Below are 26,324 nucleotides of genomic sequence, written 5' to 3'. Positions count from 1 at the left end.
CTACTCACCTTCCACGACGGCCGTCATGCCGCGCAACGGGTTGAGCCGGTCGTCGCCGCCGACGCGGGCGCGCAGCTCGGGATCCGTGACGCCGAGCCCCGGCCGGTCGGCCAGGCACAGCAGCGCGATCTTGCCGACGTGCCGGTTGTGCTGCACCACCCGGACCGCCTCGCCGACCTCGTCCATCGGGAAGACCGCGGACACCGTCGGCACGATCGCGCCCAGCTCGAACAGCCGGTTGCAGTCCCACGCCTCCTGGAGGTTGGCCACGTGGCTGCCGACCACCCGCTTGAGCTTCATCCACAGGTAGCGGTTGTCGAACACGTGCTGGTAGCCGGTGGAGGAGCCGCAGGTGACCACCACACCGCCGCGGCGCACCACGAACACCGAGACGCCGAAGGTCGCCCGGCCGATGTGCTCGAAGACGATGTCGGGGTCCCGGCCGGTACGCTCGCGGACGATCGCGCCCAGCCGCTTGCCGATCCGGATCACCTCGTCCGGGTCGTCGGTGGGGTCGTCGGTCAGGCCGATCTCGTTGCGGTCGATGATGATGTCGCAGCCCAGTCGGCGCACGGCGTCGGCCTTACGGGCGGAGCTGACCACGGCGACCGGCACGCCGCCACCGTTGCGCACCAGCTGCACACCGTAGCTGCCGAGGCCGCCTGCCGCGCCCCAGACCAGCACCACGTCGCCCTGCTTCATCCGCGCGCCGCGCTCCCCGACCAGCATCCGGTACGCGGTGCTCGCACACGCGGTGTTGGACGCCGCCTCCTCCCACGTCAGGTGCGGCGGCTTCGGGATGAGCTGGCTTGCGCGGGCCACGGTGTAGTCGGCCATGCCGCCGAAGTTCGTCTCGTAGCCCCAGGCGAGCTGCTCCTCGCCGATCATGCCGTCCGAGTGCGTGCCGGGATCCTGCTCGTCCACGTAGGCGGCGCTGACCACGACGTGATCGCCGATCCGCCAGCGGCGCACCCCGGAGCCGACCCGGACCACCACGCCGGCCGCGTCCGAGCCGAGCACCTGGTAGGGCAGGTCGTGCCGGCCGGCCCATCCGCCCTTGCGGCCGAACTTCTCCAGGAATCGAAAAGGCGACACCGGTTCGAACTGTGCCGACCACACGGTGTTGTAGTTGACGGAACTCGCCATCACGGCGATCAGTACCTCGTCGGGCGCCAATTCCGGCATCGCAACCGATCCGACGCGGAGAGATTTTCGGACGTCCTTGTCCGAAAGACCCGAGAACATTGCCTCGTCCTCGGCGCAGACGTGTACGGCCCGGAATTCCGCGGGCAGATCGGCACGTTCGATCTCCTCCGCTGACACGGCGTCGGCCAGCGCGTCCGTTAGCGAGCCCACTGCCACCATCCTTATTTCAGGGGTTGTCAACAGGCCAACACTGCTCTGGCGGGCGCCGTCGGAACAACCCCCTATCCACTCACCGGAGACCCCCTCACTGCACCCCGGAACACCAATTTTCCTGGTATCCCGTTGCTAGCATCACGCCGTGACCGAAATTCAGAGCGAGCATTTTCCGATCTTCGATCCACAGTCCATTGCAGCGGAACGGAATCGGCACGTTCCGCCGAGACGGGTGAGCCTGAACGGAATGCCGGTATGGCTGGTGTCGCGGTACGACGAGGTGCGGGAATGCCTGTCGAATCCGGCGCTGAGCCCGCCCGCGGCCTTCGCCGCCGAGCACGGGCTGGCCTCGCCGCTGAGCGGACTGTTCGAGGACACCGTGATCGGCAGCAACCCGCCGACGCACACCCGGCTGCGCCAGCCGCTGACCAAGGTGTTCAACATACGCCGGGTGGACCAGCTGCGGCCGCGGATCCAGGAGATCACCGACTCACTGCTGGACGAGGTCGCCGCCGACGGCAGTGCCGACCTGGTGCAGGCGCTGGCCGTGCCGCTGCCGCTGCTGGTGATCTGCGAGCTGCTGGGCATCCCGACCAGCGACCGGGAGCAGATTCACCACCAGGCGCAGGCGATGCTGGCCGCCGGTTTCGATCCGGAGGCGATCGCCGCTTCCCAGACCGCGGCCGCGCAGCTGTGGGACTACATGGCGGACCTGACCGAGGAGAAACGCCGCTCCCCCGGCAACGACCTGGTCAGCGACCTGGTCGCGGCCAGCGGCGAAGAGCGCCTCAGCCAAAGCGAGTTGGTGGCCGGCTGCCGGGCGCTGGTGATCGCCGGCTACGAGCTGACCAGCGGGTTCATCGGCAACGCCCTCCACTCGCTGCTGTCCCGGCCGGAGGTGGCCGCGGAACTGCGCGAGCGCCCGGAGATCGACCTGCGCGGGGTGGACGAGCTGCTGCGGCACGACGGCCCCGGCCAGTTCAACGTGCGCTTCGTCAACGTGGACTTCGCCATCGGCGGAGCGGACATGCACCCCGGTGACCAGGTGCTGCTCGACCTTGAGGCTGCCAACACCGACCCGGGCCGCTACGTCGACGGCACGGAACTGGACCTCACCCGCGACTCGGCCATGCACGTCCAGTTCGGGTACGGCATCCACTTCTGCGTCGGCGCCCCGCTGGCCCGGGTGGAGGGCGAGATCGCCATCAACACGCTGTTCCGGCGGTTCCCGGACATCGAGCTGGCCAAGCCGGCCGACGAGGTGGGCCGCAACGCCAACCCGTTCCAGCGTTCGCTGTCCGAGCTGCCGGTGCGGTTCTCGCCGCCCGCCTGAGCGGTCGTTCCCACGGCGCCGTCAGGCCAGCCCCCGGGCGGCCAGCACGGCGCCGTGCAGCGAGGACAGCCCGCCCAGCAGAGCCGGGCGGACCGGCGGGGTCGGATGGCCGGGACGAGCCAGCTCCGACACCCGGTCGGCGATACCGGTGACAAAGCCCGGCAGGCCCGCCGCGAAGCCACCGCCGACCACGAGAAGCTCGGGCCGGACCAGTTCGGCCACGCTGACCAGCGCCGTGGCCAGCACGGTGGCGGCGTGGCCGAGCGCCGCACCCGCCCACGGCGCGCCGGCGGCCCACCCGCGCGCCAGTTCGTCGTAGGTCACACTCGTTCCCAGCGTCCGGCCGGCGGCCCGCAGTACCGCCGGACCGGACGCTTCTGCCTGCAGGCAGCCCCGCCGGCCGCACACGCACGGCGGTCCCGAGCGATCGACCACGATGTGCCCGAGTTCGCACGAGCCGCGGCCCAGGCCGGGGCAGGACCGGCCGTCCAGCACGATGCCGCCGCCGATTCCCGTGCCCACCCCGACGTAGACGACGTCGCGCACACCGAAGGCCGCCGCTTCGGCGACCGCGGCCAGGTCGCCGTCGTCGCCGAAGCGGGCACCGGTCACCGGGAACAGGTCGGAGAGCAGCGAGCGCAGGTCCAGCCCGGTCCACCACGGCCGGTTGGGCCATGCCGTCACGATGCCGTCGGTGTCCACCGTGGCCGGCAGCGCGATGCCGACTCCTTGCAGCGAAGCCCGATCCGCCGTCATGCCGGCGACGTGTGCCCTCAGTTCGCGCACGTCGTCGACGCCGCGGGAGGTCGCGGTCCACCGGAATGCCGTCTCCCGCACGGTGCCGTCGGTCAGCTCGGCCCGCAGCGCAACCTTGCTGCCGCCGATGTCGATGCCCAGGTAGATGCCGTCCTCCTCAGTGCTTGCTGCGCGGCAGCACCCGGTAGCCCGGGTCGGCGGTCCGGGCCGGCTCGCGCCGGGCCAGGGCGGCGTCGACGGCCGGCCGCAGGCGCTCCATTTTCCGCCGCTCCGTTTTGTCGTGCCGTTCCTTGAACTCCGGCATCACCTCGGCGGCGAACAGTTCCAGCGACTCGCACACGTCCTCGTGCCGCATCCCGCCGCCCTGCACCAGGAAGATCGCCTGGTCCAGGCCGGCCTCCTCGTGCTGGCGCAGCAGGTCGCGGATCTGCTCCGGGGTGCCGACGGCGCCGCGCGCCGGATTTCCGAGGGGGCCGCCGAGCTTGCCGAAGGCGGCCCGGTCCATGCCGCGTCCGGCCCGCTCCCGCTGGAAGACCTCCCACACGTTGGTGTGACCGGGTGCGGGGCTGCCGAAGCCGCCGTAGTAGCCGAGCCCGAAATTGAAGAACTGGATGCCGTCCACGGCGCGTTCCACCGCGGTGGCCTCGTCGCGGTGGCACATCATCGGGATGGTCGCGGCGATCTGCGGATTGACCGCGAACCCGGCCGGTACGCAGTCCTCGGACTCGATGCCGGCGTAGTAGGCGTCCACCCACTTGCGGGTCTCGGCCGGCCCGAAGAAGGAGAAGTTCAGCGCGCCCAGGCCCCGGTTGGCGGCCAGCCGGATGGCGTCCCGGTTGCCGCAGGCCATCCACATCGGCGGGTGCGGCCGCTGCACCGGTTTGGGCAGCACATTGCGGATCGGCATCGAGACGTACGCGCCGTCGTAGCCGGCGAACGGCTCCTCCACGAACATCCGGGCGGCCGCGTCCACCGCCTCCGCCCACTGGTCCCGCTTCGTGGCCCGCTCGATGCCGAAGCCCAGCAGCTCGGTCGGCGTGGTGGACTCCCCGGTGCCGAACTCGACCCGTCCGCCGGACAGCACGTCCAGCGTGGCGATCCGTTCGGCCACCCGGGCGGTCGGGTTGAACGCCGGTGGCATCAGCATCACCGCATGCCCGATCCGGATGGTCCGGGTGCGCTGGCTGACCGCCCCCAGGAACACCTCGGACGCGCTCAGGTGCGAGTACTCCTCCAGGAAGTGGTGCTCGGGACACCAGACGTTGTCGAAGCCGAGCCGGTCGGCCAGCTCGATCTGGTCCAGGACGTCGTGGTAGAGCCGGCTCTCCGCGTCCGGGCCCCAGGGCCGGGGCAGTTGCAGGCCGTACAGCAGACCGAACCTCATTACGCGCGGCCCTCCCAGTAGGTGTCGATGACGTGCCGCTCGTCCGCCGGGTCGCGCAGCAGCCTGGTCTGTTCGACGCCGTCCTCGACGACGGTGAACAGGTTCTTGGTGAGCGTGACCTGGCCGCCGGGCACGGCCCGGCGCCGGCGGCGCACCGAGGCGAGCACGCCGGGACCCTGGCCCTCGCCGACGCCGTCCCAGTCCTTCGGGGTGCGCGGCCGCGTGGTGAACCGGAACGTCATCCGCCAGTCCCTGCCCTTGGTGCGGGTCTGCAGCACGTGGTAGCCGTCCTGCCGCAACAGCTGGAACTCGCAGCCGTCCTGCTGCTGCACGCCGGGGGCGAACCGCAGCGGTTCCACGAAGCTCACGCCCGCATGGCCGACGTCGGCGAGCCACTGCGCGCCGTCGACGTCGACCAGCATCAGCATGTGCTCCGGGTCCGGGTAGAACACGTTGCCGGGGATCCAGGTCCCGCCGGCCACCACCGTCGCCCGGAAGCCGAGACCGGTCAGCAGCCGGTCGAACAGCGTGTTGAGCTGAAGGCACATACCACCCTGCTCGCCGAGTACGACGTTGTCGAACGTGTCGTCCAGGTCCATGTCGGCCATGTTGTCCGGATTGAGCCGCAGCGCGTGCAGGGTGTCGTACTGCACCCGGCTCAGGTGCCGGCGGTGCACGTCGCGCAGTGTCCGAAGGGTCGGCGCCGGCCGCTGCGCGTAGCCGAGGTATTCGAGGTACTTGTCCACCGTGAACACGGTCGGTCCCCTCTGTCAGGTCGCCCGGTCACCGGGACGCCAGTTCGTGCCGCAACTGCTCGCCGAGCAGCCGTAGCGTCGGATGGTCGAAGACGAACGTCGCCGGCAGCCGCAGTCCGGTGCGCGCCGCCAACCGGTCCCGGAGCTCCACCGCGGTCAGTGAGTCGAAGCCGATGTCGGTGAACACCAGCTCCGGGTCAAGGACCGTCGGCGAGGAGTGGCCCAGCACCTGGGCCGCCTCGGCGCGCACCAGGTCGAGGAGGATCTCGTCCTGTTCCGGTTCCGTCGCGGCGGCCAGGCGCGCCGCGAACGTCTCGGTGTCCACCTCGGCGCCGGCGGCCCGGCGGGGGCGGCGCACCAGGCCCCGCAACACGGGCGCGACCTGGCCGACGGCCGCCCGGTCGGCCAGGGCGGCGAAGTCCAGGCGCATCGGCAGCACCACGGGTTCGTCCAGCCGCAGGGCCGCGTCGAACAGGGCCAGACCCTCCTCGGGGCTGAGCCCCGTCGCGCCGCCCCGGCCGAGTCGATGGCGGTCTACGTCGCTGAGACCGGCCGTCATACCGTCGGTCTGCGTCCACAGACCCCAGGCCATCGACACCGCCGGAAGTCCCTCGGCCCGCCGGCGCAGCGCCAGCGCGTCGAGGTAGGAGTTGGCGGCGGCGTAGTTGCCCTGGCCCGGATTTCCGAACACGCCCGCGCCGGAGGAGAAGAGCACGAACGCCGTGAGGTTCAGGTCCCGGGTCAGCTCGTGGAGGTTGACCGCTGCGTCGATCTTGGGCCGGAACACGGTGTCCAGGCGCTCGGGCGTCATGGCCGTGGTGACGCCGTCGTCGAGCACTGCGGCCGTGTGCACGACGGCGGTGAGCGGCGCATCGGCCGGGACCGACGCCAGCAGCGCGGCCAGCTGGTCCCGGTCGGCCACGTCGCAGGCGGCGATGCGGACCTTCGCGCCGAGCGCGGTCAGCTCCGCCGTCAGGTCCGTGGCCCGGTCTGCATCGGGGCCGCGCCGCCCGGCCAGTACGAGGCTGCGTACCCCGTGCACGGCGACCAGGTGCCGGGCGACCGCCGAGCCGAGCGCGCCGGTGCCGCCGGTGATCAGCACCGTGCCGGCGGGGTCGATCGGGTGGGCCTGCGCCGCGGTGGCATCGGCGCGCCGTACCCGGCGGGCCAGCACCCGGTCGCCGCGGACGGCCACCTGCGGCTCGTCCGCGTCGATCAGCGCCGGCAGCACCGCGTTCACCGGTTCCCCGCTGTCGACGAGGAGGATCCGGCCGGGGTTCTCGGCCTGCGCGGAGCCGACCAGACCCCACACCGCCGCCTGCGCCGGATCGGGCTGCTCCGTGGCGACGGCGCCGTCGGTCCGCACGACCAGGCGTGTGCCCTCCAGGGCCGGTTCCGTCAGCACCGCCCGCAGGATCGCAAGCACGTGTCCGGTGACCTCCCGGACGTCGCCGGCGGGCACGTCGAGCAGCAGCGTGCCGGTCCGGTCCTGGCTCCCCTCGGCCCGGCTCCGCACCTCTGCCACGGTGGACACCGCGGTCGGGGTGACGGCCGGGCGGTCGGCCGACGCCGGGATCTCCGTCCAGCCGTCGAGGAACACCCGGTCGGCGACCGGGCCGGCGGCGAGCTGCTCGGGGTCGACCGGTCGGGAGACCAGCGACCGCACGGAGGCGACCGGGGCACCGGCGGCGTCGGCCAACTGCACGGTGATCGCGTTCTCGGTGTCCGGGGCGATGCACACCCGCAGCGTCGACGCACCGCCGGCGTGGAGTTCCATGCCCCGGTAGGCGAACGGCAGCAGCAGAGGCACATCACCGTCGCGGTCCCGGAACGCCGTCCCATGCAGGGCGGCGTCGAGCAGCGCCGGGTGCAGGCCGAACCGCGCCGCGTCGGCCCGTGGCCCGTCCGGCAGCGCCACCTCGGCGTACACCGTGTCGCCCAGCGTCCATGCCGCCCGCAGGCCCTGGAACGACGGCCCGTAGCGGTAGCCGGCACCCGCGAGGTCCCCGTAGAGGCGGGCGATCCGGTCGGCGTCGACCGGCTCCGCGCCGGCCGGTGGCCACGGGGCCAGGCAGAAGGCGGCCGGCGTGACCGGCGGCGCGAGGGTGCCGCTGACGTGCCTGGTCCAGGCGGCACCGGGTCCGGCATCGACGGCACGGCCGTGCACCGCCACCGTGCGCCGGCCGTCCCCGCCCGGCTCCCCCACCTGTACATGGAGGTGCACGTCCCGATCGGTCAGCAGTAGCGGAGCCTCGAACACCAGCTCGTCGACGGCGCCGCAGCCGACCTCGTCGCCGGCCCGGATCGCCAGTTCCACGAACGCGGCGCCCGGCAGCAGGGCCGTCCCGGCGGCGACGTGGTCGGCTAGCCACGGCTGCCTCCGCAGGGACAGCGTCGACGTGAACACGACGCCGCCGGAGCCGGGCAGCTCCACCATCGCCCCGAGCAGCGGATGGTCGGCGTCGGCCAGCCCGGCCGACGCGACGTCCGCCGGCCGGCCGGTGTCGAGGAGCCAGTAGTGCTCGTGCTGGAACGCGTAGGTGGGCAGCTCGACCGGTGGCGCGGTCGGGCCGTCCAGCCACGTCGACCAGTCCACCAGAACGCCGCGTGTGTGGGCGGTGGCCAGCGCGGTGAGGACAGACCGCCCCTCGCCCTCGTCCCGGCGCAGGCTCGGTACGAACGCGACCCGGCCGCCGTCGTCGAGACAGGCCCTGCCCATCGCGGACACCGTGCCGTCCGGCCCCAGCTCCAGGACCGTCCGCACGCCGTGTTCGGCCAAGGCGTCCACGCAGTCGGCGAACCTGACCGTGGCCCGGACGTGCTCCACCCAGTAGTCGGGCGAGGTCAGCCGGCCGGCGGTCGCGATCCGGCCGGTCACGTCGGAGACCACGGGCAGCTGCGGCTCGTGGTACGTCAGGGTGGCCAGCACGGCCCGGAAGTCGGCGAGCATGTCCTCCATCCGCGCCGAGTGGAAGGCGTGGCCGACTTCCAGCCGCTTGGTGCGGACGCCGTCCGCTGCCAGCGCCGCGGCGACGGCCAGCACCGCGTCCTCGTCGCCGGACAGCACCACCGATGCCGGACCGTTCACGGCGGCGATGTCGACGCCCGGACCGAGCAGCGGCCGGACCCGGTGCTCGCTCGCCGCCACGGACACCATCGCGCCGCCGTCCGGCAGAGCCTGCATCAACCGGCCGCGGGCGGCCACCAGCGCCGCCGCGTCCGGCAGCGTGAACACCCCCGCCACATACGCGGCGACGACCTCGCCGACGGAGTGCCCGGCCACGATGTCGGGGCGCACGCCCCACGACTCCCACAGGCGAAACAGGCCGACGCCCAGGGCGAACAGTCCGGCCTGGGCGTACGCGGTCCCCCGGAGGTTCCTGGCCGCCGCCGGGGACTCGCCGAGCACGGTGTCCCGCACCGCGTGCGAGACATGGCCGTGGAGATGCCGGTCCAGTTCGGCGCAGACCTCCTCGAAGGCGTCCCGGAACACCGGGAACCGGCTGAACAGCTCGCGGCCCATGCCCACCCGCTGGCTGCCCTGGCCCGGGAAGACCATGGCCAGGCGGCCGGCCCCGGAGGCGTTGCCGACCACGACGCCGTCGCCCAGGGTGCGCAGCCCGGCCAGGGCGGCGGTCCGGTCGGCGGCCAGCACGACAGCCCGGTCCGGCAGGGCGGTCCGGTTGGCGGCCAGCGTGCGGGCCACCGCCGACGACTCGAGGTCCGGCTCGGCGTCCAGCCAGGCCGCAAGGCGTCGCGCCTGCGCGGCCAGGGCGGCCTTCCCCCGCGCCGACACCAGCATCGGGACCGGCAGTTCGGCGTCCAGCAGCGTCACCTTCGCCGGCGGCAGGGTGTCGGCCTGTTCGAGGATCACGTGGGCGTTGGTGCCGCTGACCCCGAACGCCGACACACCGGCGCGGCGCGGCCGGTCCAGCTCCGGCCAGTTCTGTCGGGAGGTCAGCAGTTCCACCGCGCCCGCCGACCAGTCCACTTGTGGCGTCCGCTCGTCCACATGCAGGGTTCGGGGCAGCACGCCGTGTCGCAGCGCCATCACCGTCTTGATCACGCCGGCGACACCGGCCGCCGCCTGGGCGTGACCGATGTTCGACTTCAACGACCCCAACCACAGCGGCCGCTCCCGGCCCTGACCGTACGTGGCCAGGATCGCCTGTGCCTCGATGGGATCGCCCAACACGGTACCGGTGCCGTGCGCCTCGACCGCGTCGACCTCGGAAGCGGACAGCCGGGCATTGGCCAGCGCGCGCCGGATCACCCGCTGCTGCGACGGACCGTTCGGTGCGGTCAGGCCGTTGGACGCGCCGTCCTGGTTGACCGCGGTGCCGCGAATGACGGCCAGCACGCGGTGGCCCAGCCGCTCGGCGTCCGACAGGCGCTCCACCATGAGCACGCCGGCGCCTTCCGACCAGCCGGTGCCGTCCGCGGAAGCGGCGAACGACTTGCAGCGGCCGTCCGCGGACATGCCGCGTTGCCGGGAGAAGCCGACGAAGATACCGGGTGTGGTCATGACCGTGACGCCGCCGGCCAGCGCCATCGAGCATTCGCCGTTGCGCAGCGCCTGCACCGCCAGATGCAACGCCACCAGCGACGACGAACACGCCGTGTCCACCGCCACCGACGGCCCCTCGAACCCCAACGTGTACGACACCCGCCCGGACAGCACGCTGGCGGAGGTGCCGAACGCCAGGATCCCTTCCAGTTCCTCGGGAACGTTCCGCACGTCAGCGGCATAGTTGTGGTAAGTGACGCCGGTGAAGACGCCGATGTCCTTGCCGCGCAGGTCGGCCGGGTCGAGGCCGCCGCGTTCCATCGCCTCCCACGAGATCTCCAGCATCAGGCGCTGCTGCGGATCCATGGCCAACGCCTCGCGCGGCGAGATCCCGAAGAAGTCGGCATCGAACTGCCCCGCGTCGTGCACGAAGCCGCCGTGCCGGCTGTAGCTGGTGCCGGGGTGGTCGGGATCGGGGTGGAACAGGTTGTCCAGGTCCCAGCCGCGGTCGGTGGGGAACCCGCTGATCCCCTCCCGGCCGTCGAGCACCAGGTCCCACAGCTGCTCCGGGGACTCGACGCCGCCGGGCAGCCTGCAGGCCATGCCCACGATCGCGATCGGCTCGTCGTTGCGGACCGCGCCGGCGGTGACGGCGGTGGCTGCGGTGGGCGCCGGCAGGCCGTCGGACAGCCGCTCCGTCAGGTGGTCGGCCAGGCTCTCCGGAGTCGGGTAGTCGAACAGCAGGGTCACCGGCAGATCCGTGCCGCTGCGGGCGGCCAGTCGGTTGCGCAGTTCGACCGCGGTCGTGGAGTCGAAGCCGATCTGGTTGAACGCCAGGTCGGGCTCCACGGCGTCGAGGGTCTCGTGGCCCAGCACCACCGCTGTCTCCGCGCGGACGAGGTCGAGCAGCACGGCCCGCCGCTGGGCAGGGCTGACTCCGGCCAGGCGCGCCGCGAGGCTGTCGGTGTCCACCGGCTCGGCCGGCAGGTGGACGGTGTTCCGGGAGGCGCCGGCGGCCTGGTAGTTACCGGCGAGCCAGAAGTGCCGGTGGCGGAAGTTGTATGTGGGCAGCCCGAGCGGTTCCGCCGGACCACCGCCCAGCACCGTGCCCCAGTCCACGGCGGTCGCGGCGACGTGCAGCGCCGCCATCGCGGTCAGCACCCGCTGGGCGCCGCCCTCGTCCCGGCGCAGCGTGCCGGTCGCCGTCACGGCGACGCGGGCCTGCTGAGCGGTCTCCTCGATGGCGGGCACCAGCACCGGATGGGGACTGACCTCGACGAACGCGCCCATGCCGTCGTCGATCAGCCTGCGTGTGACGGCTTCGAACTGGACGGTGCCGCGCAGGTTGCCGTACCAGTAGTCGCCGTCGAGTTCGGCGGTGTCCAGCCGGTCGGCGTACAGCGTGGAGTAGAACGGGATCTGAGACCTCGTCGGCCGCAGCCCGGCCAGCGACCGGGTCAGCTCCGCCTCGATCGCCTCCACCTGCGCGGTGTGCGAGGCGTAGTCCACATCGATACGGCGGGCGCGCAGCCCACCGCGCTCGGCTTCCTCGATCAGCTCGGTCAACGCCGCCGGCTCACCGGCGACCACGGTCGAGGCGGGGCCGTTCACGGCGGCCAGCTCGATCCGGCCCGCCCAGCGTCCGATCAGAGCGCGGGCCTCGTCGACGGGGGTGCCGAGCGACACCATGCCGCCCCGGCCGGACAGTCCGGCGGCGATCGCCTTGCTGCGCAACGCCACCACCCTGGCGGCGTCGGCCAGGGACAGGCCGCCGGCGACGCAGGCGGCGGCGATCTCCCCCTGCGAGTGCCCGACGACGGCGGCCGGCGTCACGCCGGCGGCCCGCCAGAGCGCGGCCAGCGACACCATCATCGCGAACGACGCCGGCTGCACGACGTCCACCCGGTCCAGGGAAGGCGCGCCGGGTGCGCCTGCGAGGACGTCGAGCAGGGACCAGCCGGTCACCGGGTCCAGCGCCTCGGCGCAGTCCCGCATCCGGGCCGCGAACACCGGCGAGTCGGCCAGCAGCGCCGTGCCCATGCCGATCCACTGCGACCCCTGGCCCGGGAACACGAACACGACCCGCTCGGTGGCGTCGGCGCGGCCGGTGACCACGTTCGGAGTCGGTTCGCCGGCCACCAGCGCCCGCAGCCGGACCAGTGCGTCGGCGTGGTCGGTGGCCAGCACGACGGCCCGGTTCGGCAGCGCGGCGCGGGTCGTGGCCAGTGCGCGGGCCACCTCGGTCAGGTCCAGGCCCGGCCGGTCGGCCAGGAAGGTGTGGAGCCGTTCGGCCTGACCGGCGAGGCCGGCACCGCCGCGCCCGGACAGCACCAGCGGGACGTGCGCGCCGGTCACCACCGGTTGCCCCGGCACCGAGGCCGCTTCGGCCGTCGGCGGTTCCTCGATGATCACGTGCGCGTTGGTGCCGCTCACCCCGAAGCCGGAGACGCCGGCCCGGCGCGGCCGGTCCACCGCCGGCCATTCCCGTTGCGCGGTCAGCAACTCCACCGAGCCCGCCGACCAGTCCACCTCGGGCGTCGGTGCATCGACGTGCAGGGTCTGCGGCAGCACGCCGTGCTGCAACGCCATCACCATCTTGATCACGCCGGCGACACCGGCCGCCGCCTGGGCGTGACCGATGTTCGACTTCAACGACCCCAACCACAGCGGCCGCTCCCGGCCCTGACCGTAGGTGGCGATCAGGGCCTGCGCCTCGATCGGATCGCCCAGCACCGTGCCGGTGCCATGTGCCTCGACCGCGTCGATGTCCGCGGTGGAGAGCCGGGCGTTGGCCAGCGCCTGACGGATCACCCGCTGCTGGGACGGGCCGCTCGGCGCGGTCAGGCCGTTGGAGGCGCCGTCCTGGTTGACCGCCGTGCCGCGAACGACGGCCAGCACGCGGTGGCCCAGCCGCTCGGCGTCGGAGAGCCGCTCCACGAGCAGCACGCCGGCGCCTTCGGACCACCCGGCACCGTCGGCCGCCGCCGCGAAGGACTTGCACCGGCCGTCCTCGGACATGCCGCGCATCCGGGAGAAGCCGACGAACACCCCTGGGTTCGGCATCACGGTCACACCACCGGCCAGCGCCATCGAGCACTCGCCGTTGCGCAGCGCCTGCACTGCCAGGTGCAAGGCCACCAACGACGACGAACACGCCGTGTCCACCGCCACCGACGGCCCCTCGAACCCCAGCACATAGGACACCCGCCCGGACAGCACACTCGCGGAGACGCCGGTGCCCATCACCGATTCCAGTTCCTCGGGCACCGGCTGGAGCCCGCCGGCGTAGCTGTGGTGGGTGACGCCGGTGAACACGCCGACATCGGAGCCCCGCAGGGGCAACGGGTCGACGCCGGCGTGCTCGAACGCCTCCCAGGAGATCTCCAGCATCAGGCGCTGCTGCGGATCCATGGCCAACGCCTCACGCGGCGAGATCCCGAAGAACGCCGCGTCGAACTCGCCCGCCTCGTGCAGGAAGCCGCCGGCCCGCGCGTAACTGGTGCCTGGGTGTTCCGGGTCCGGATGGAACAGGTTCTCCAGGTCCCAGCCGCGGTCGGTGGGGAACTCCGAGATCCCCTCCCCGCCGTCGGCGACCATCTCCCACAGCTGTTCCGGCGAGCCGACGCCGCCGGGCAGCCGACAGGCCATGCCCACGATCGCGATCGGGGCCGTGCTCGCGGCGCGGATGCGCAGGTTCTCCCGTTCCAGCCGGTCGTTCTCGATCAGGGAGGCCCGCAGCGCCTCCACGACCTTGGCGTCCGTCGTCTGTGTCATTTCCCCGCCTTGCTCATCGCCCTGGCCACCAGGTCGTCCACGTCCATGCCGGCGAGTGCCTCGGCGGCACCGTCCGCCGGTTCCTCGGCCACCTCGCCCAGCAGCGGCCGGACGGCGTCGAGCACGCCCAGCTCCCGCAGCCGGTCCAGCGGAGCCGTCGCCAGCACCCGGCGCAGGTCCGCCTCCGCCACCCCGATCCCGTCGTCCGGCGCGGGCTCCCCGTCCGGACACAGCACCGACCGCAGGTAGCGGGCCAGTGCCGTCGGCGTCGGGTTGTCGAAGGTCAGCGTCGCCGGCAGCCGGACGCCGCTCCGGTTGGCCAGCCGGTTGCGAAGCTCCACCGATGTCAGCGAGTCGAAGCCGACCTCCTTGAACGCCAGGTCGGGCCGCACCGTCGCGGCCGAGGAGTGGCCGAGCACAGCCGCCGCCTCCTGGCGCACCAGGTCGAGCAGGATCTGCTCCCGGTCCCCGGCGCCGGCCCGGGCCAGCCGCTCGGCCAGCGCGTCCGCCCCGCCTCCGGACTGCGCGGTCCGCCGGCCCTGTCGGACGAGCCGACGCAGCAGCGGCGGCACGGAGCCGTCCGCCGCCTCGGCCCGCAGCGCCGCGAAGTCGAGTTTCATCGGCAGCACCACGGACTGCGGCGCGTGCAGGGTGGCGTCGAACAGCGCCATGCCCTCCTCGGCCGACAGGCCGGCGACGCCACCGCGGGCCATCCGCCTGTGGTCGACCTCGCCGAGGTGCGCTGCCGCGCCGGCGGACACACTCTGCGCCCACAGACCCCAGGCCAGCGACACGGCCGGCAACCCCTGCGCGCGCCGCCACTCGGCGAACGCGTCCAGGAAGGCGTTGGCCGCCGCGTAGTTGCCCTGGCCGGCGTTGCCGAACACGCCGGCCCCGGAGGAGAACAGCACGAAGGCGGCCAGGTCCAGGTCCTTGGTCAGCTCGTGCAGGTGGACCGCCGCGTCGATCTTCGGCCGCAGCACGTCGGCCAGTCGTTCCGGCGTCAGCGACATCACCACACCGTCATCGAGTACGACGGCCGCGTGCAGCACCGCCGTCAGCGGGGCCTTCTCGGGGATCGACGCCAGCACCTCGGCCAGCGCCGACCGGTCGGCGGTGTCGCATGCCACGATCCGCACCCGCGCGCCGAGTTCGGTCAGCTCCGCCCGCAGCTCGGCGGCTCCCTCGGCCTGCGGTCCGCGCCGGCCGGTCAGCACCAGGTTGCGCACGCCGTGCACGCGGACCAGGTGCCGGGCCAGCATCGTGCCCAGGGTGCCGGTGCCACCGGTGACCAGGACCGTGCCGTCGGGGTCGAGGTCCCTCGGCACCGTGAACACGTTCTTGCCGACGTGCAGGGCCTGCGCCATGTGCCGGAAGGCGGCCGGCGCCTGCCGGATGTCCCACGTGGTCACCGGCAGCGGCGTGAGCACGCCCCGGTCGAACAGCTCCAGCAGTTCCTCCAGCAGCTGCCGTAGACGGGCGCCGCGGGCCTCCGCGATGTCGAAGACCCGGTACGTCACACCCGGATACCGTGCGGCGACGGCCTGCGGGTCGCGGGCGTCGTTCTTGCCCATCTCCAGGAACTGGCCGCCGCGGGGCAGCAGTCGCAGCGAGGCGTCGACGAACTCGCCGGTGAGTGCGTCCAGCACCACGTCGAAGCCCCGGCCGTCGGTCATGTCCAGGAACTGCTGCTCGAAGTCCAGGGTGCGGGAGTTGGCCAGGCGGCCCGCCGGCACGCCGGCGGCGAGCGCCGCCGGCCACTTGGCCGGGCTCGCGGTGCCGTAGACCTCCGCACCGAAGTGGTGGGCCAGCTGGACCGCGGCCATGCCGACGCCGCCGGCGGCGGCGTGCACCAGCACCGACTGGCCGGGGCGCAGGTCGATCAGGTCCTTGAACGCGTAGTACGCCGTCAGGTAGACGGCCGGCACCGCGGCGGCCTGTTCGAAGGTCCAGCCGGCGGGCATCCGGGCCAGCGCGAACCGCTCGGCCACCGCGACCGGACCACCCGCCCCCGGGAACATGCCCATCACCCGGTCGCCGGGGCCGAGGTCGTCCACGCCGGGGCCGACCTCGGTGACCACACCGGAGCCTTCGTGGCAGATGTCGATCGTGCCGGGAAACATGCCCAACGCCATCAGCACGTCACGGAAGTTCATGCCTGCGGCGCGGACCGCCACCCGCACCTGGCCCTCCTCCAGCGGGCGCGCGGCCTCTGGTGCGGGTACCAGTGCTAGGCCTTCCAGCGTGCCCGTGGCGCGGGTGTCCAGCCGCCAGGTCGGCTCGCCTGCCGGTGGGACCAGAGTGCCGGCGGCGTCGGCGCGGATCAGACGGCGCAGAAGGCATGCCCCGTCCCGCACGGCGAACTGCGGTTCGTCCACGTCCAGGAGAGCCGGCAGCACGGAGTCCGACGCCGGCGAGCCGTCGGCGTCGACCAGCACGATCCGGCCCGGGTGCTCCGACTGCGCGGCGCCGACCAGGCCCCACACCGCCGCCACCGCCGGATCCGGCGTCTCGCCGTCCCGGATCTTCACACCCCGGCTCGTGCGGACCACCAGGCGGCTGTCCGCCAACGCCGGGTTGGCCAGCCACGTCTGCAACACCGTCAGCACCCGGGTGGTGAGGTCGCGAGCCGCCTCGGCCGCGGTGCCGGGCACCGTGGGCACGTCGTAGAGCAGCACGTCGCCGCCGGTCAGCTCGGCCAGGTCCGCGGTGGTGGTCACCGGGGTGGGCCGGGTCGCCGCGGTGACGGCCGGCGCGTACTCCTCCCAGTCGACCAGGAACACCTGGTCACCGGTTGGGCTGCCACCGAGCCGGGCCGGTTCCACCACCCTCGACACCAGAGAGGACACCGACGCCACCGGGGCCCCGGAGCCGTCCGCCGCCTGTACGCGGATGGAGTCGGCGCCGGCGGGGCTGATGCGCACCCGCAGCGCCGACGCACCGTTCGCATGCAGGACCACGCCCCGGTACGCGAACGGCAGCGCCAGCTTCGGCTCGTCGCCGGCGGCGAACACGCCGGCGTGCAGGGCCGCGTCCAGCAGCGCCGGGTGCAGCCCGAACCGCGCGGCGTCGGCCTGCTGTTCCTCGGGCAACTCGACCTCGGCATAGATGTCGTCACCGGCCAGCCAGACGGCGCACAGGCCGCGGAACGCCGGGCCGTAGCCGAATCCGGCGGCTGCCAGCCGGTCGTAGAAGCCGGCCAGGCGGTCCTCGTCGACCTGGGTCGCCCCGGGCGGCGGCCAGTGGCTGAAAGAGAAGTCGGCGAGCGGCGGGGAAGCCGTCAGGGTGCCGTGCACGTGCCGGGTCCACGGCGCACCGGGGCCGGCGTCCTCGGCACGGGCGTACACGTTGACCGGACGGAACCCGGAGTCGTCCGCCTCACCGATGGTGATCCTCAGCTGCACCGCGCCGTTCGGCGGCAGTGCCAGCGGGGTCTCCACGATCAGTTCCTCGACGGCGCCGCACTCCACTTCGTCGCCGGCGCGCACCACCAACTCCACAAATGCCGCGCCGGGCAGCAGCACCGTGCCCGCCGCGGCGTGATCCGCCAGCCATGGCTGTGACCGCAGCGACAGCCTCGATGTCACCAGCACACCGCCGGACTCGGGCAGCTCGGCCACCGCTCCCAGCAACGGGTGCTCGGCGCCGCTGAGGCCGAGGCCGCCGGCATCGCCGGTCGTGTCGCTGGTGGCCAGCCAGTAACGCTGCTGCTGGAACGGGTAGGTCGGCAGTTCGACATGCGCCGGGCGGTCGGCGTCGAACAGCGTGGACCAGTCCACCGGCAGACCGCGCACGAAGCCTTCGGCCATGGAGGTGAGGAACCGTCGGGGGCCGCCGTCGTCGCGGCGCAGCGAGCCGACGGCGACGATGTCCGCGCCGACCGCCTCCGCGGTCTCCTGCACCGGCACGGTGAGCACCGGGTGCGCGCTGAGCTCCACGAAGAACGCGTAGCCGTCGGCGATCAGGTTGCGTACGGCCGTTTCCAGGTCGACCGGCTCGCGGGCGTTGCGGTACCAGTACTCCGCGTCCATGCCGGTGGTGTCGATCTTCGTGCCGCTGACCGACGAGTAGAACGGTACCCGCGCGGCCATCGGAGTGACGTCGGCGAACATCGCCAGCAGCCGGTCACGCAGCGGTTCGATCTGCGCGCAGTGCGACGCCACCGACGAGCCGACGATCTGGGTGCGGATGCCGTCGGCCTTGCAGGCGGCGACGAGCTCGTGCAGCGCCTCGGTCTCGCCGACCACGGTGACCGCCCGGGGCGAGTTGCGGCCGGCGACGGAGACCCGGTCGGCCCACTCCGCCAGCCGGGCCTCGACGTCGGCCGCGGAGGTGCCGATCCACGCCATCGCGCCCTTGCCCAGCAGTTCTTCGGCCAGCAGGGCGCTGCGGGCCACGATGACGCGGGCGCCGTCGGACAGCGACAGCGCGCCGGACACGACGGCGGCGGCGATCTCGCCCTGGCTGTGTCCGACCACCGCGGCCGGCCGCACGCCGACGTGCTGCCACAGGGCGGCCAGCGACACGTGTACGGAGAACAGCGACGGCTGTACGACCTCGATGCGGGTCGGGTCGGGAGCGGCCGGATCCTGGCGGATCACGTCGATCACCGACCAGTCCACGTAGTCGCGCAGCACCTCGTCGCATTCCGCCATGGCGGCGGCGAACACCGGCGAGGACTCGAAGAGTTCGGCGGCCATGCCCAGCCACTGCGAGCCCTGCCCGGGGAAGACGAACACCACTTCGCCGGTCACGAGCGGTCCCTCGCCGCGGACGACGCCGGCGGCGGACCGGTCGTCGGCCAGCGCGGTGAGCCCGTCCACGACGTCCGCGGCGAGCACCACGGCGCGGTCCGGGAGCACCGCGCGGTTGCGGACCAGCGCATGGGCGACATCGCCGACCGCCAGGTCCGGCCGGTCGGCCAGCAGAGCGGCCAGCTGCCGGGCCTGGGCGGCGCGTCCGGCCGCGCCCTGGCCGGTCACCACCACAGGCGCGATGCCGCCGCCGACGGACGTCTCGTCGAGGGCGGCCCCGACGGGGTCGGCAACCGGCGGCGCCTGCTCGATGATCACGTGCGCGTTGGTGCCGCTGACCCCGAACCCGGACACCGCCCCGCGGCGTGGCGCGGCCGCCTCGGGCCAGTCCCGGCCGGCGGTCAGCAGTTCCACCGCGCCGGTCGACCAGTCCACCTGTCTGGTCGGTTCGGTGACGTTCAGCGTCGGCGGCAGCTGCGCGTGCCGGATCGCCTGCACCATCTTGATCACGCCGGCGACGCCGGCGGCGGCCTGTGTGTGGCCGATGTTGGACTTCAACGACCCCAGCCACAGCGGGCGGTGCGCCGGCCGGCCCTGGCCGTAGGTGGCCAGCAGGGCCTGCGCCTCGATCGGGTCGCCCAACGCGGTGCCGGTGCCGTGCGCCTCCACGGCGTCCACGTCGGACGGTGCGAGCCCGGCCGTCTCCAGCGCCTTCAGGATCACGCGTTGCTGCGACGGCCCGCTCGGCGCGGTCAGCCCGTTGGAGGCGCCGTCCTGGTTCACCGCGGAGCCGCGTACCACCGCAAGCACCGGATGTCCCAGCCGCTCGGCCTCGGACAGCCGTTCCAGCAGCAGCACACCGGCGCCCTCGGCCAGACCGGTGCCGTCGGCGTCGCTGGAGAAGGACTTGCACCGCCCGTCCTCGGCCATGCCGCGTTGCCGGGACACCCCGACGAAAGCCCAGGAGGTGGACATCACGGTCACGCCGCCTGCCAGCGCCATCGAGCACTCGCCGTCGCGCAGTGCCTGCGCCGCCAGGTGCAACGTCACCAGCGACGAAGAACAGGCGGTGTCCACCGTGACCGCCGGGCCCTCCAGTCCCAGCACGTACGACACGCGCCCGGACAGCACGCTGCCGGCGCCGCCGGTCACCAGGTGGCCCTCCACGCCCTCGGGCACGGTGTCCAGCCGGGCCGCGTAGTCCTGGTTGAGGGCGCCGCAGTAGACGCCGACGGCCTCGCCGCGCAACGTCGTCGGGTCGATCCCGGCCCGCTCGAACGCCTCCCAGGAGACCTCCAGCATCAACCGCTGCTGCGGGTCCATCGCCAGCGCCTCGCGTGGTGAGATCCCGAAGAAACCGGGGTCGAACCGGTCGGCGTCGTGCAGGAAGCCACCGGCCCGCACGTAGCTGGTGCCGGGGTGGTCCGGGTCGGGATGGAACAGGGTGTCCAGGTCCCAGCCGCGGTTGTCCGGGAACGCCGTGATGGCGTCCCGGCCGCCGGCGACCAGGTCCCACAGGTCCTCCGGCGAGGCGACGCCGCCGGGCAGCCGACAGGCCATGCCCACGATGGCGATCGGCTCGGACCGCTCCGCCGTCACCCGCGCCAGTCGCTGCCGGGTCTGGTGCAGGTCGGCGGTCACCCGCTTGAGGTACTTGACCAGCCGCTCGTCGCCACCGGTCGTGTCCTGACTGTCCACTGCTCTGGTCACTCTCCCTCGGGGTCTTCCGGGCCGAACTCGTCGTCGATGAAGGCCAGGACGTCGGCCACGGACGCCGACTCCAGGCGGGCGGCCACGTCGCCGGACGACTCGGACGCGGCGGCGGCCTCGGCCCGGGCCAGCAGCGCCCGCAGCCGCGGCACGAGGCCGGTGGCCGCGCCATCGGGTCCGGCGTCGGCCACCGCCGACTCCAGCCGGGCCAGTTCGGCCAGCACACGGTCGTCGTTCCGGCCGCCGCCGAGCCGGTCGCCCAGGTACTCGACCAGCGCGGACGGCGTCGGGTGGTCGAAGGTGAAGGAGGCCGGCAGCCGCAGTCCGGTGCGTGCCGCCAGCCGGTCCCGCAGCTCGACCGCGGACAGCGAGTCGAAGCCGATGTCGGTGAAGACCTGGTCGGGTGCGATCGCGGCCGGCGAGGCGTGGCCCAGCACCAGCGCGGCCTCCCGGCGCACCACGTCCAGCAGCAGCTTCGGCCGGTCGGCGGCGGTGGCGGCGGCCAGCCGGGCGGCGAAGTCGTCGCCCGCCGGTGCCGTCCGTCCTCGCGGCCGGGGCACCAGGTCGCGCAGCAGACCGGGCAGTGTGCCTGCGGATGCCTGTGCCCGCAGCGCCCCGAAGTCCACCTTCATCGGCACCAGCACGGATTCGGCGGCGCCCAGGGCCGCGTCGAACAGCGCCATGCCCTCCGCCGCGGTCAGGGCCGCCGCTCCCCCACGGGCCAGCCGGGTCCGGTCGGTGTCGCCGAGCGCGGCCGTCATGCCGTCGCGCTGCGCCCACATTCCCCAGGCCAGGGCGACGGTGGGCCGGCCGGCGGCGTGCTGCCGACGGGCGTACGCGTCCAGGAAGGAGTTGGCCGCCGCGTAGTTGGCCTGGCCGGGGCTGCCGAACAGGCCGGCGGCCGAGGAGAACAACACCAGCTTCGCGGCCGTCGGCATGAGCTCGCGCAGGATGACGGCAGCGTCGGCCTTGGGCCGCAGTACGGTGTCCAGTCGCTCGGGTGTCATCGCCGTGACCGTGCCGTCGTCCAGGACACCGGCGGTGTGTACGACGGCGGTCAGCGGCGGCTCGACGGTGGCCAGCAGTCGCGCGGTCGCCTCGCGGTCCGCCACGTCGCACGCCACCGCGCGGGCCGTGGCCCCGAGGGCGGTCAGCTCGGCGACGAGGTCGGCGGCCTCGCCCCGGCGGCTGGCCAGCACCACGTGCCGCACGCCGTGTTCGGTGACGAGATGGCGGGCGACGATGCCGCCGAGCGACCCGCTGCCACCGGTGATCAACACCGTCCCGGCCGGCTCCGGCACGAACGGTTCAGCGGCCTCGGCGCGGATCAGGCGGCGGCGGTGCGCGCGGCCGGCCCTGATCGCCAGTTGCGTCTCGTCCGTACCCAGCACCGACGACGCCTCGACCGGGCCGTCGGTGTCGACCAGCACGATCCGGCCCGGGTTCTCGGCCTGCGCGGAGCCGACCAGGCCCCACACCGCGGCCTGGGCCGGATCGGGGACGTCGGCCGGGTCGACGGCGACCGCGCCGCGTGTCGTCACGATCAGGCGGCCCGAGTCGGAAAGCGACAACCCCAGCCACTCGGTGAGCACGGCCAGGACCTGGGAGGTCAGCTCCCGGACGTCGTCGGATTCGGGCACCGCCAGCTCGGCGACCGCGTCGCCGTCGAGCTGCCGTACGTCGGCGACGGTCGCGACCGGGACCACCGTGGTCGGCGCGGCCGGTGCGAGCTCCAGCACGGGCCAGGTCTCGCGGAACAGGCTGTCCCGCACCCGGGCGGCGCCGAGCTGACCGGTGGCCGGCCGCGACAGCAGCGAGCCGATCGACGCCACCGGCATGCCGTCGCCGTCGGCGAGATCCAGCCGCAGCACGTCGGGACCGCCGGCCGTGACCCGGACGCGGAGCATCGTCGCCCCCGGCGCGTACAACGCGACGTCGCGCCATGCGAAGGGCAGCGTCGTCTGCCGGGAGGACAGGCCGGCGCGGTCGAGGAAGGCTGCGGCGTGCAGGGCGGTGTCGAGCAGGGCGGGGTGGAGCCCGAACTTCGCCGCCCGGTCGTGGTGGTCGGCCGGGAGCGACAGCTCCGCGTACACGGCGTCGTCGAGGGTCCAGACCGCACGGACGCCCTGGAACACCGGCCCGTAGCGGTATCCGACGCTTCTCAGATCGTCGTACAGGCCGGCCAGGTCGGCAGGATCGGCGGCGACCGCGCCGTCCGGCGGCCACTGCGCGAGCGAGAAGTCCGGGGCCTCCGGCTGCTGGCGAACGGTGCCGTGCGCGTGCCGGGTCCATGGCGCGCCGACCACGTCCGACCGGGTGTGCACGCTGACCGGTCGACGGCCGTCGTCATCGGTCTCCCCCACGCTCACGCGCAGCGCCAGCGCTCCGTCGGAGGTCAGCACGACCGGCGCCTCGATCACCACCTCCTCGACCGCGCCGCAGCCGAGTTCGTCGCCGGCTCGCAGTGCGAGGTCGACCATGGCGGCGCCGGGCAGCAGGACTTCGCCGCCGACGACGTGGTCGGCCAGCCACGGCTGCGCCCGCAGCGAGAGCCGGGAGGTGAACACCGCGCCGCCGGTGTCGGGCAGGTCGACGAAGGTGCCGAGCAGCGGGTGCCCGGTGGTCGATGGTCCTCTGTGGTCGCCGGACAGCCAGAAGTTCTCGTGCTGGAAGGCATAGGTCGGCAAGCCGGTGTGGACCGGGCCGGCCCCGAGCAGCGCCGACCAGTCGACGGCGACGCCGCGCACGTGGCCGACGGCGAGCGCCCTGAGTACATCGCCGTCGCGGTGCAGACTCGGCACGAAGGCGATCCGCTCGTCCGGCGAGCAGTCCCGGCCCAGCGCCGACAGCGCGCCGTCCGGCCCCAGTTCCAGCACCGTGCGCACCTCGCAGCCGACCAGTGCGCTGACGCCGTCGGCGAACCGGACGGTGTCCCGCACCTGCCGCACCCAGTACTCGGTGTCGAACTCCGCCATGACCGTGCCGGTCACCGTCGACACGAACGGCAGCCGCGGCGGCGCGAAGGTCAGCCCGGACACCGCGGCCCGGAACTCCGCCAGCATCGGCTCCATCAGCGCCGAATGGAACGCGTGCGACACGGTCAGGCGCTTCGTCTTGTGACCCGCAGCCGCCAGTTCGTCCGAGACCCGGGACACCGCGTGCTCGTCACCGGAGAGCACCACCGACGACGGCCCGTTGACCGCCGCCACGTCCACACCGGGCACCAGTGCCGCCCGCACCCGTTGTTCCGGCGCGAGCACCGACACCATCACGCCGCCCGGCGGCAACGCCTCCATCAACAGGCCGCGCGCCGCCACCAGCGTGATCGCGTCGGCCAGGGACAGCACGCCGGCCGCGTGCGCCGCGGCGATCTCCCCGACCGAGTGGCCGGCGACCACGTCCGGTCGTACGCCGAACGACTCCCACAGCCGCAGCAGGCCGACGCCCAGCGCGAACAGCGACGCCTGGGCGAACACCGTCCGCTCGATCAGCTCCCCCGCGTCACCGAACACGACGTCCCGGACGTCCGTGCCGAGTTGCCGGTCCAGCTCCACGCAGATCTCGTCGAACGCCTGCCGGAACACCGGATACCGCTCGTACAGCGCGCGGCCCATGCCGGCCCGCTGCGCTCCCTGCCCGGGGAACACCATGGCCAGCCGGCCGCGGGCGACGGCACCGGTCACGACGGCCGGGTGGTCGGCACCCTGCGCCAGGGCGTCCAGGGCGGACAGTGCGTCGTCGCGTCCCGGGGCCAGCACCACTGCGCGCCGCGGCAACGCCGCCCGCCCGAACGCCAGTGTCCGGGCCGCCTCGCCGGTCGGCGCCGCCGAGTCGCGCAGGAACGCCGACAGCCGGCCGGCCTGCGCCCGCAGTGCCTCGCTTCCGTGCCCGGAGAGCACCAGCGGGGTCACGTCCAGTTCGGCCGGCGATTCCCCGGCGTCGATCGGCGGTGCCTGCTCCAGGATCACGTGCGCGTTGGTGCCGCTCACCCCGAAGCCGGACACCGCGGCCCGGCGCGGCTGCCCGGTCCGCGGCCACGGACGCTGCGCGACGGCCAGTTCCACCGCGCCGGCGGTCCAGTCCACCTGCGGCGTCGGCTCGTCCACGTGCAGGGTTCGCGGCACGATGCCGTGTCCCATGGCCAGCACCATCTTCATGACCCCGGCCACGCCGGCGGCGCCCTGTGTGTGGCCGATGTTGGACTTCACCGAGCCGAGCAGCAGCGGCCGGGCCCGGTCCTGTCCGTACGTGGCCAGGATCGCCTGTGCCTCGATGGGATCGCCCAGTGCGGTCCCGGTGCCGTGCGCCTCGACCACGTCGACGTCCGAAGGGGACAGACGTGCGTCGGCCAGCGCCCGACGGATCACACGCTGCTGCGACGGACCGCTCGGTGCGGTCAGCCCGTTCGACGCGCCGTCCTGGTTCACGGCCGAACCCCGCACCACCGCCAGGACGTTGTGCCCCGACCGTCGGGCGTCGGACAGCCGCTCCACCACCAGCACGCCGACCCCCTCGGCGAAGATGGTGCCGTCCGCGCCGGCCGCGAACGCCTTGCAGCGGGCATCGGCGGCCAGCCCGCGCTGCCGGGCGAAGCCCACGAACGCCCGCGGTGTGGCCATCACGGTCACCCCACCGGCCAACGCCATGGCGCAGTCGCCGTCCCGCAGGGCCTGCACGGCCAGGTGCAGTGCCACCAGCGAGGACGAGCACGCCGTGTCGATCGTGACGGCCGGCCCCTCCAGGCCCAGCACATAGGCGACCCGCCCGGACAGAACGCTGCCGGCGTCGGAGGTCATCATGAAGCCCTGCAGGGAATCCGGTACCTCGGGCAGGCCGGTGCCGTAGTCGTGCCCGCAGTAGCCGCTGAAGACTCCGACGTCCGCGCCGCTCAGCGACCGCGGGTCGAGACCGGCGCGTTCCAACGCCTCCCAGGACACCTCCAGCATCAACCGCTGCTGCGGGTCCATGGCCAACGCCTCACGTGGCGAGATCCCGAAGAGCCCCGCGTCGAACCGACCGGCGTCGTGCAGGAAGCCGCCCTCGCGCACGTAGCTGGTGCCGGGATGGTCGGGGTCGGCGTGGAACAGCGCGTCGAGGTCCCAGCCGCGGTCCGTGGGGAACCCGCTGATGCCGTCCCGTTCGGCCGTCACCAGGTCCCACAGGTCCTCGGGCGATGTGACGCCGCCCGGCAGCCGGCATGCCATGCCGACGATGGCGATCGGCTCGGTGCGTTCGGCCTCCAGGTCCCGCACCCGCTTCTGCAGCCGCCGGGCGTCGGCCACCACCCGCTTCAGGTAGTCACGGAGCTTGTCGTCTGCCATGGGCGGTCCCTCTCCTCGATCGGCGCGGCTCATGCGGTGCCGAACTCCTGGTCGATGAGGTCGAAGATCTCGTCGTCGCTGGCTGTCGCCACGTCGAAGTCCGGCTCCCCGTCGGTCGGTTGCGCACCGGGCGAGTCCCAGCGCCGCACGATCGCCCGCATCCGGTCGAGCACCCGGGCGTGCGCCTCCGCGCCCGCGGTGTCCAGCGCCGCCGCCAGCTGATCCAGGTCTGCCAGCAGCGCCTCGGTCCCGTCGCCCCCGGCGCCCAGCTCGCCGAGCAGATGGCGGGTGATCGCGGCCGGGGTGGGGTGGTCGAACACCACGGTGGCCGGTACCCGCACGCCGGTCCGTCCGGTCAGCCGGTTGCGCAGCTCCACGGCGGTCAGCGAGTCGAACCCGATGTCCCGGAACGGCCGGTCCGGTTCGACCAGGTCGGGCGAGGCGTGGCCGAGGATGGCCGCGGCCTCCTGCCGGACCAGGCCGAGCACGATGTGCTCCCGTTCGGCCGGGCCGGACCGGGCCAGCCGGGCTGCCAGTTCGTCCACGTCCGCGGCGGCGCTCTGGGCGGCCCGCCGCCCCGGCCGGACCAGGGTGCGGAGCAGGGCCGGCAGCGCACCCGTGGCCGCCTGCGCGCGCAGCGCCCCGAAGTCCATGGCCGCCGGGACCAGCAC

Annotated in this window: 8 protein-coding genes and 1 pseudogene; 1 reads left to right on the top strand and 8 read right to left on the bottom strand. The window is 73.4% G+C overall.

The window, feature by feature from the left end; translation table 11 throughout:
• Complete coding sequence (gene ccrA / locus IEZ11_RS41980; protein WP_229713690.1) at nucleotides 1–1,365, bottom strand: crotonyl-CoA carboxylase/reductase; 1,365 nt, start codon at nucleotides 1,363–1,365, stop codon at nucleotides 1–3.
• A 241-nt stretch (nucleotides 1,366–1,606) separates the two neighbouring features.
• Here ccrA and IEZ11_RS41975 point away from each other — a divergent pair, with 241 nt between their 5' ends.
• Nucleotides 1,607–2,692 carry a cytochrome P450 gene (locus tag IEZ11_RS41975; RefSeq protein ID WP_189268317.1) on the top strand — a complete coding sequence of 362 codons (1,086 nt, stop codon included), beginning with the start codon at nucleotides 1,607–1,609 and terminating at the stop codon, nucleotides 2,690–2,692.
• 21 nt (nucleotides 2,693–2,713) lie between these two features.
• Here IEZ11_RS41975 and IEZ11_RS41970 read toward each other — a convergent pair whose 3' ends face one another.
• The 7 genes and pseudogenes from IEZ11_RS41970 to IEZ11_RS52785 form a co-directional block, all read right to left on the bottom strand.
• Entirely contained in the window at nucleotides 2,714–3,544 is an 831-nt protein-coding gene (locus tag IEZ11_RS41970) for an ROK family protein (RefSeq protein WP_229713689.1), read from the bottom strand.
• 61 nt (nucleotides 3,545–3,605) lie between these two features.
• The gene (locus tag IEZ11_RS41965; protein WP_189268316.1) at nucleotides 3,606–4,832 is read right to left on the bottom strand and encodes an LLM class flavin-dependent oxidoreductase; all 1,227 of its coding nucleotides are present in this window, start codon (nucleotides 4,830–4,832) and stop codon (nucleotides 3,606–3,608) included.
• The gene (locus IEZ11_RS41960; RefSeq protein WP_189268315.1) at nucleotides 4,832–5,587 is read right to left on the bottom strand and encodes an arylamine N-acetyltransferase family protein; all 756 of its coding nucleotides are present in this window, start codon (nucleotides 5,585–5,587) and stop codon (nucleotides 4,832–4,834) included. Before IEZ11_RS41960 ends, IEZ11_RS41965 begins: the two co-directional genes overlap by 1 nt.
• 28 nt (nucleotides 5,588–5,615) lie before the next feature.
• Nucleotides 5,616–13,841, bottom strand: coding sequence for a type I polyketide synthase (locus tag IEZ11_RS41955; protein WP_444544945.1), 8,226 nt, complete (start codon nucleotides 13,839–13,841; stop codon nucleotides 5,616–5,618).
• Nucleotides 13,842–14,110: 269 nt separating this feature from the next.
• A pseudogene (locus IEZ11_RS41950) lies at nucleotides 14,111–20,332 on the bottom strand (SDR family NAD(P)-dependent oxidoreductase); the annotation flags it as partial.
• Nucleotides 20,329–25,686, bottom strand: a complete 5,358-nt coding sequence (locus tag IEZ11_RS41945) for an SDR family NAD(P)-dependent oxidoreductase (protein WP_373295039.1) — start codon at nucleotides 25,684–25,686, stop codon at nucleotides 20,329–20,331. The gene IEZ11_RS41945 and the pseudogene IEZ11_RS41950, both read right to left, overlap by 4 nt.
• Nucleotides 25,683–26,306 (bottom strand): acyl carrier protein, encoded by a 624-nt coding sequence (locus IEZ11_RS52785; protein ID WP_444544944.1) that lies wholly within the window; start codon nucleotides 26,304–26,306, stop codon nucleotides 25,683–25,685. The genes IEZ11_RS41945 and IEZ11_RS52785 overlap by 4 nt, the downstream gene beginning before the upstream one ends.
• Nucleotides 26,307–26,324: the final 18 nt, after the last annotated feature.

Source organism: Streptomyces fuscichromogenes, from assembly GCF_014645815.1.
Taxonomy (GTDB): Bacteria; Actinomycetota; Actinomycetes; order Streptomycetales; family Streptomycetaceae; genus Streptomyces; species Streptomyces fuscichromogenes.
This window is presented reverse-complemented; position numbering and strand designations above follow the sequence as displayed.

Coding starts and splice junctions, on each gene's coding strand:
- ccrA (WP_229713690.1), bottom strand. CDS start 1,365: ATGGTGGCAGTGGGCTCGCTAACGGACGCGCTGGCCGACGCCGTGTCA.
- IEZ11_RS41975 (WP_189268317.1), top strand. CDS start 1,607: ATGCCGGTATGGCTGGTGTCGCGGTACGACGAGGTGCGGGAATGCCTG.
- IEZ11_RS41965 (WP_189268316.1), bottom strand. CDS start 4,832: ATGAGGTTCGGTCTGCTGTACGGCCTGCAACTGCCCCGGCCCTGGGGC.
- IEZ11_RS41945 (WP_373295039.1), bottom strand. CDS start 25,686: ATGAGCCGCGCCGATCGAGGAGAGGGACCGCCCATGGCAGACGACAAG.
- IEZ11_RS52785 (WP_444544944.1), bottom strand. CDS start 26,306: ATGGACTTCGGGGCGCTGCGCGCGCAGGCGGCCACGGGTGCGCTGCCG.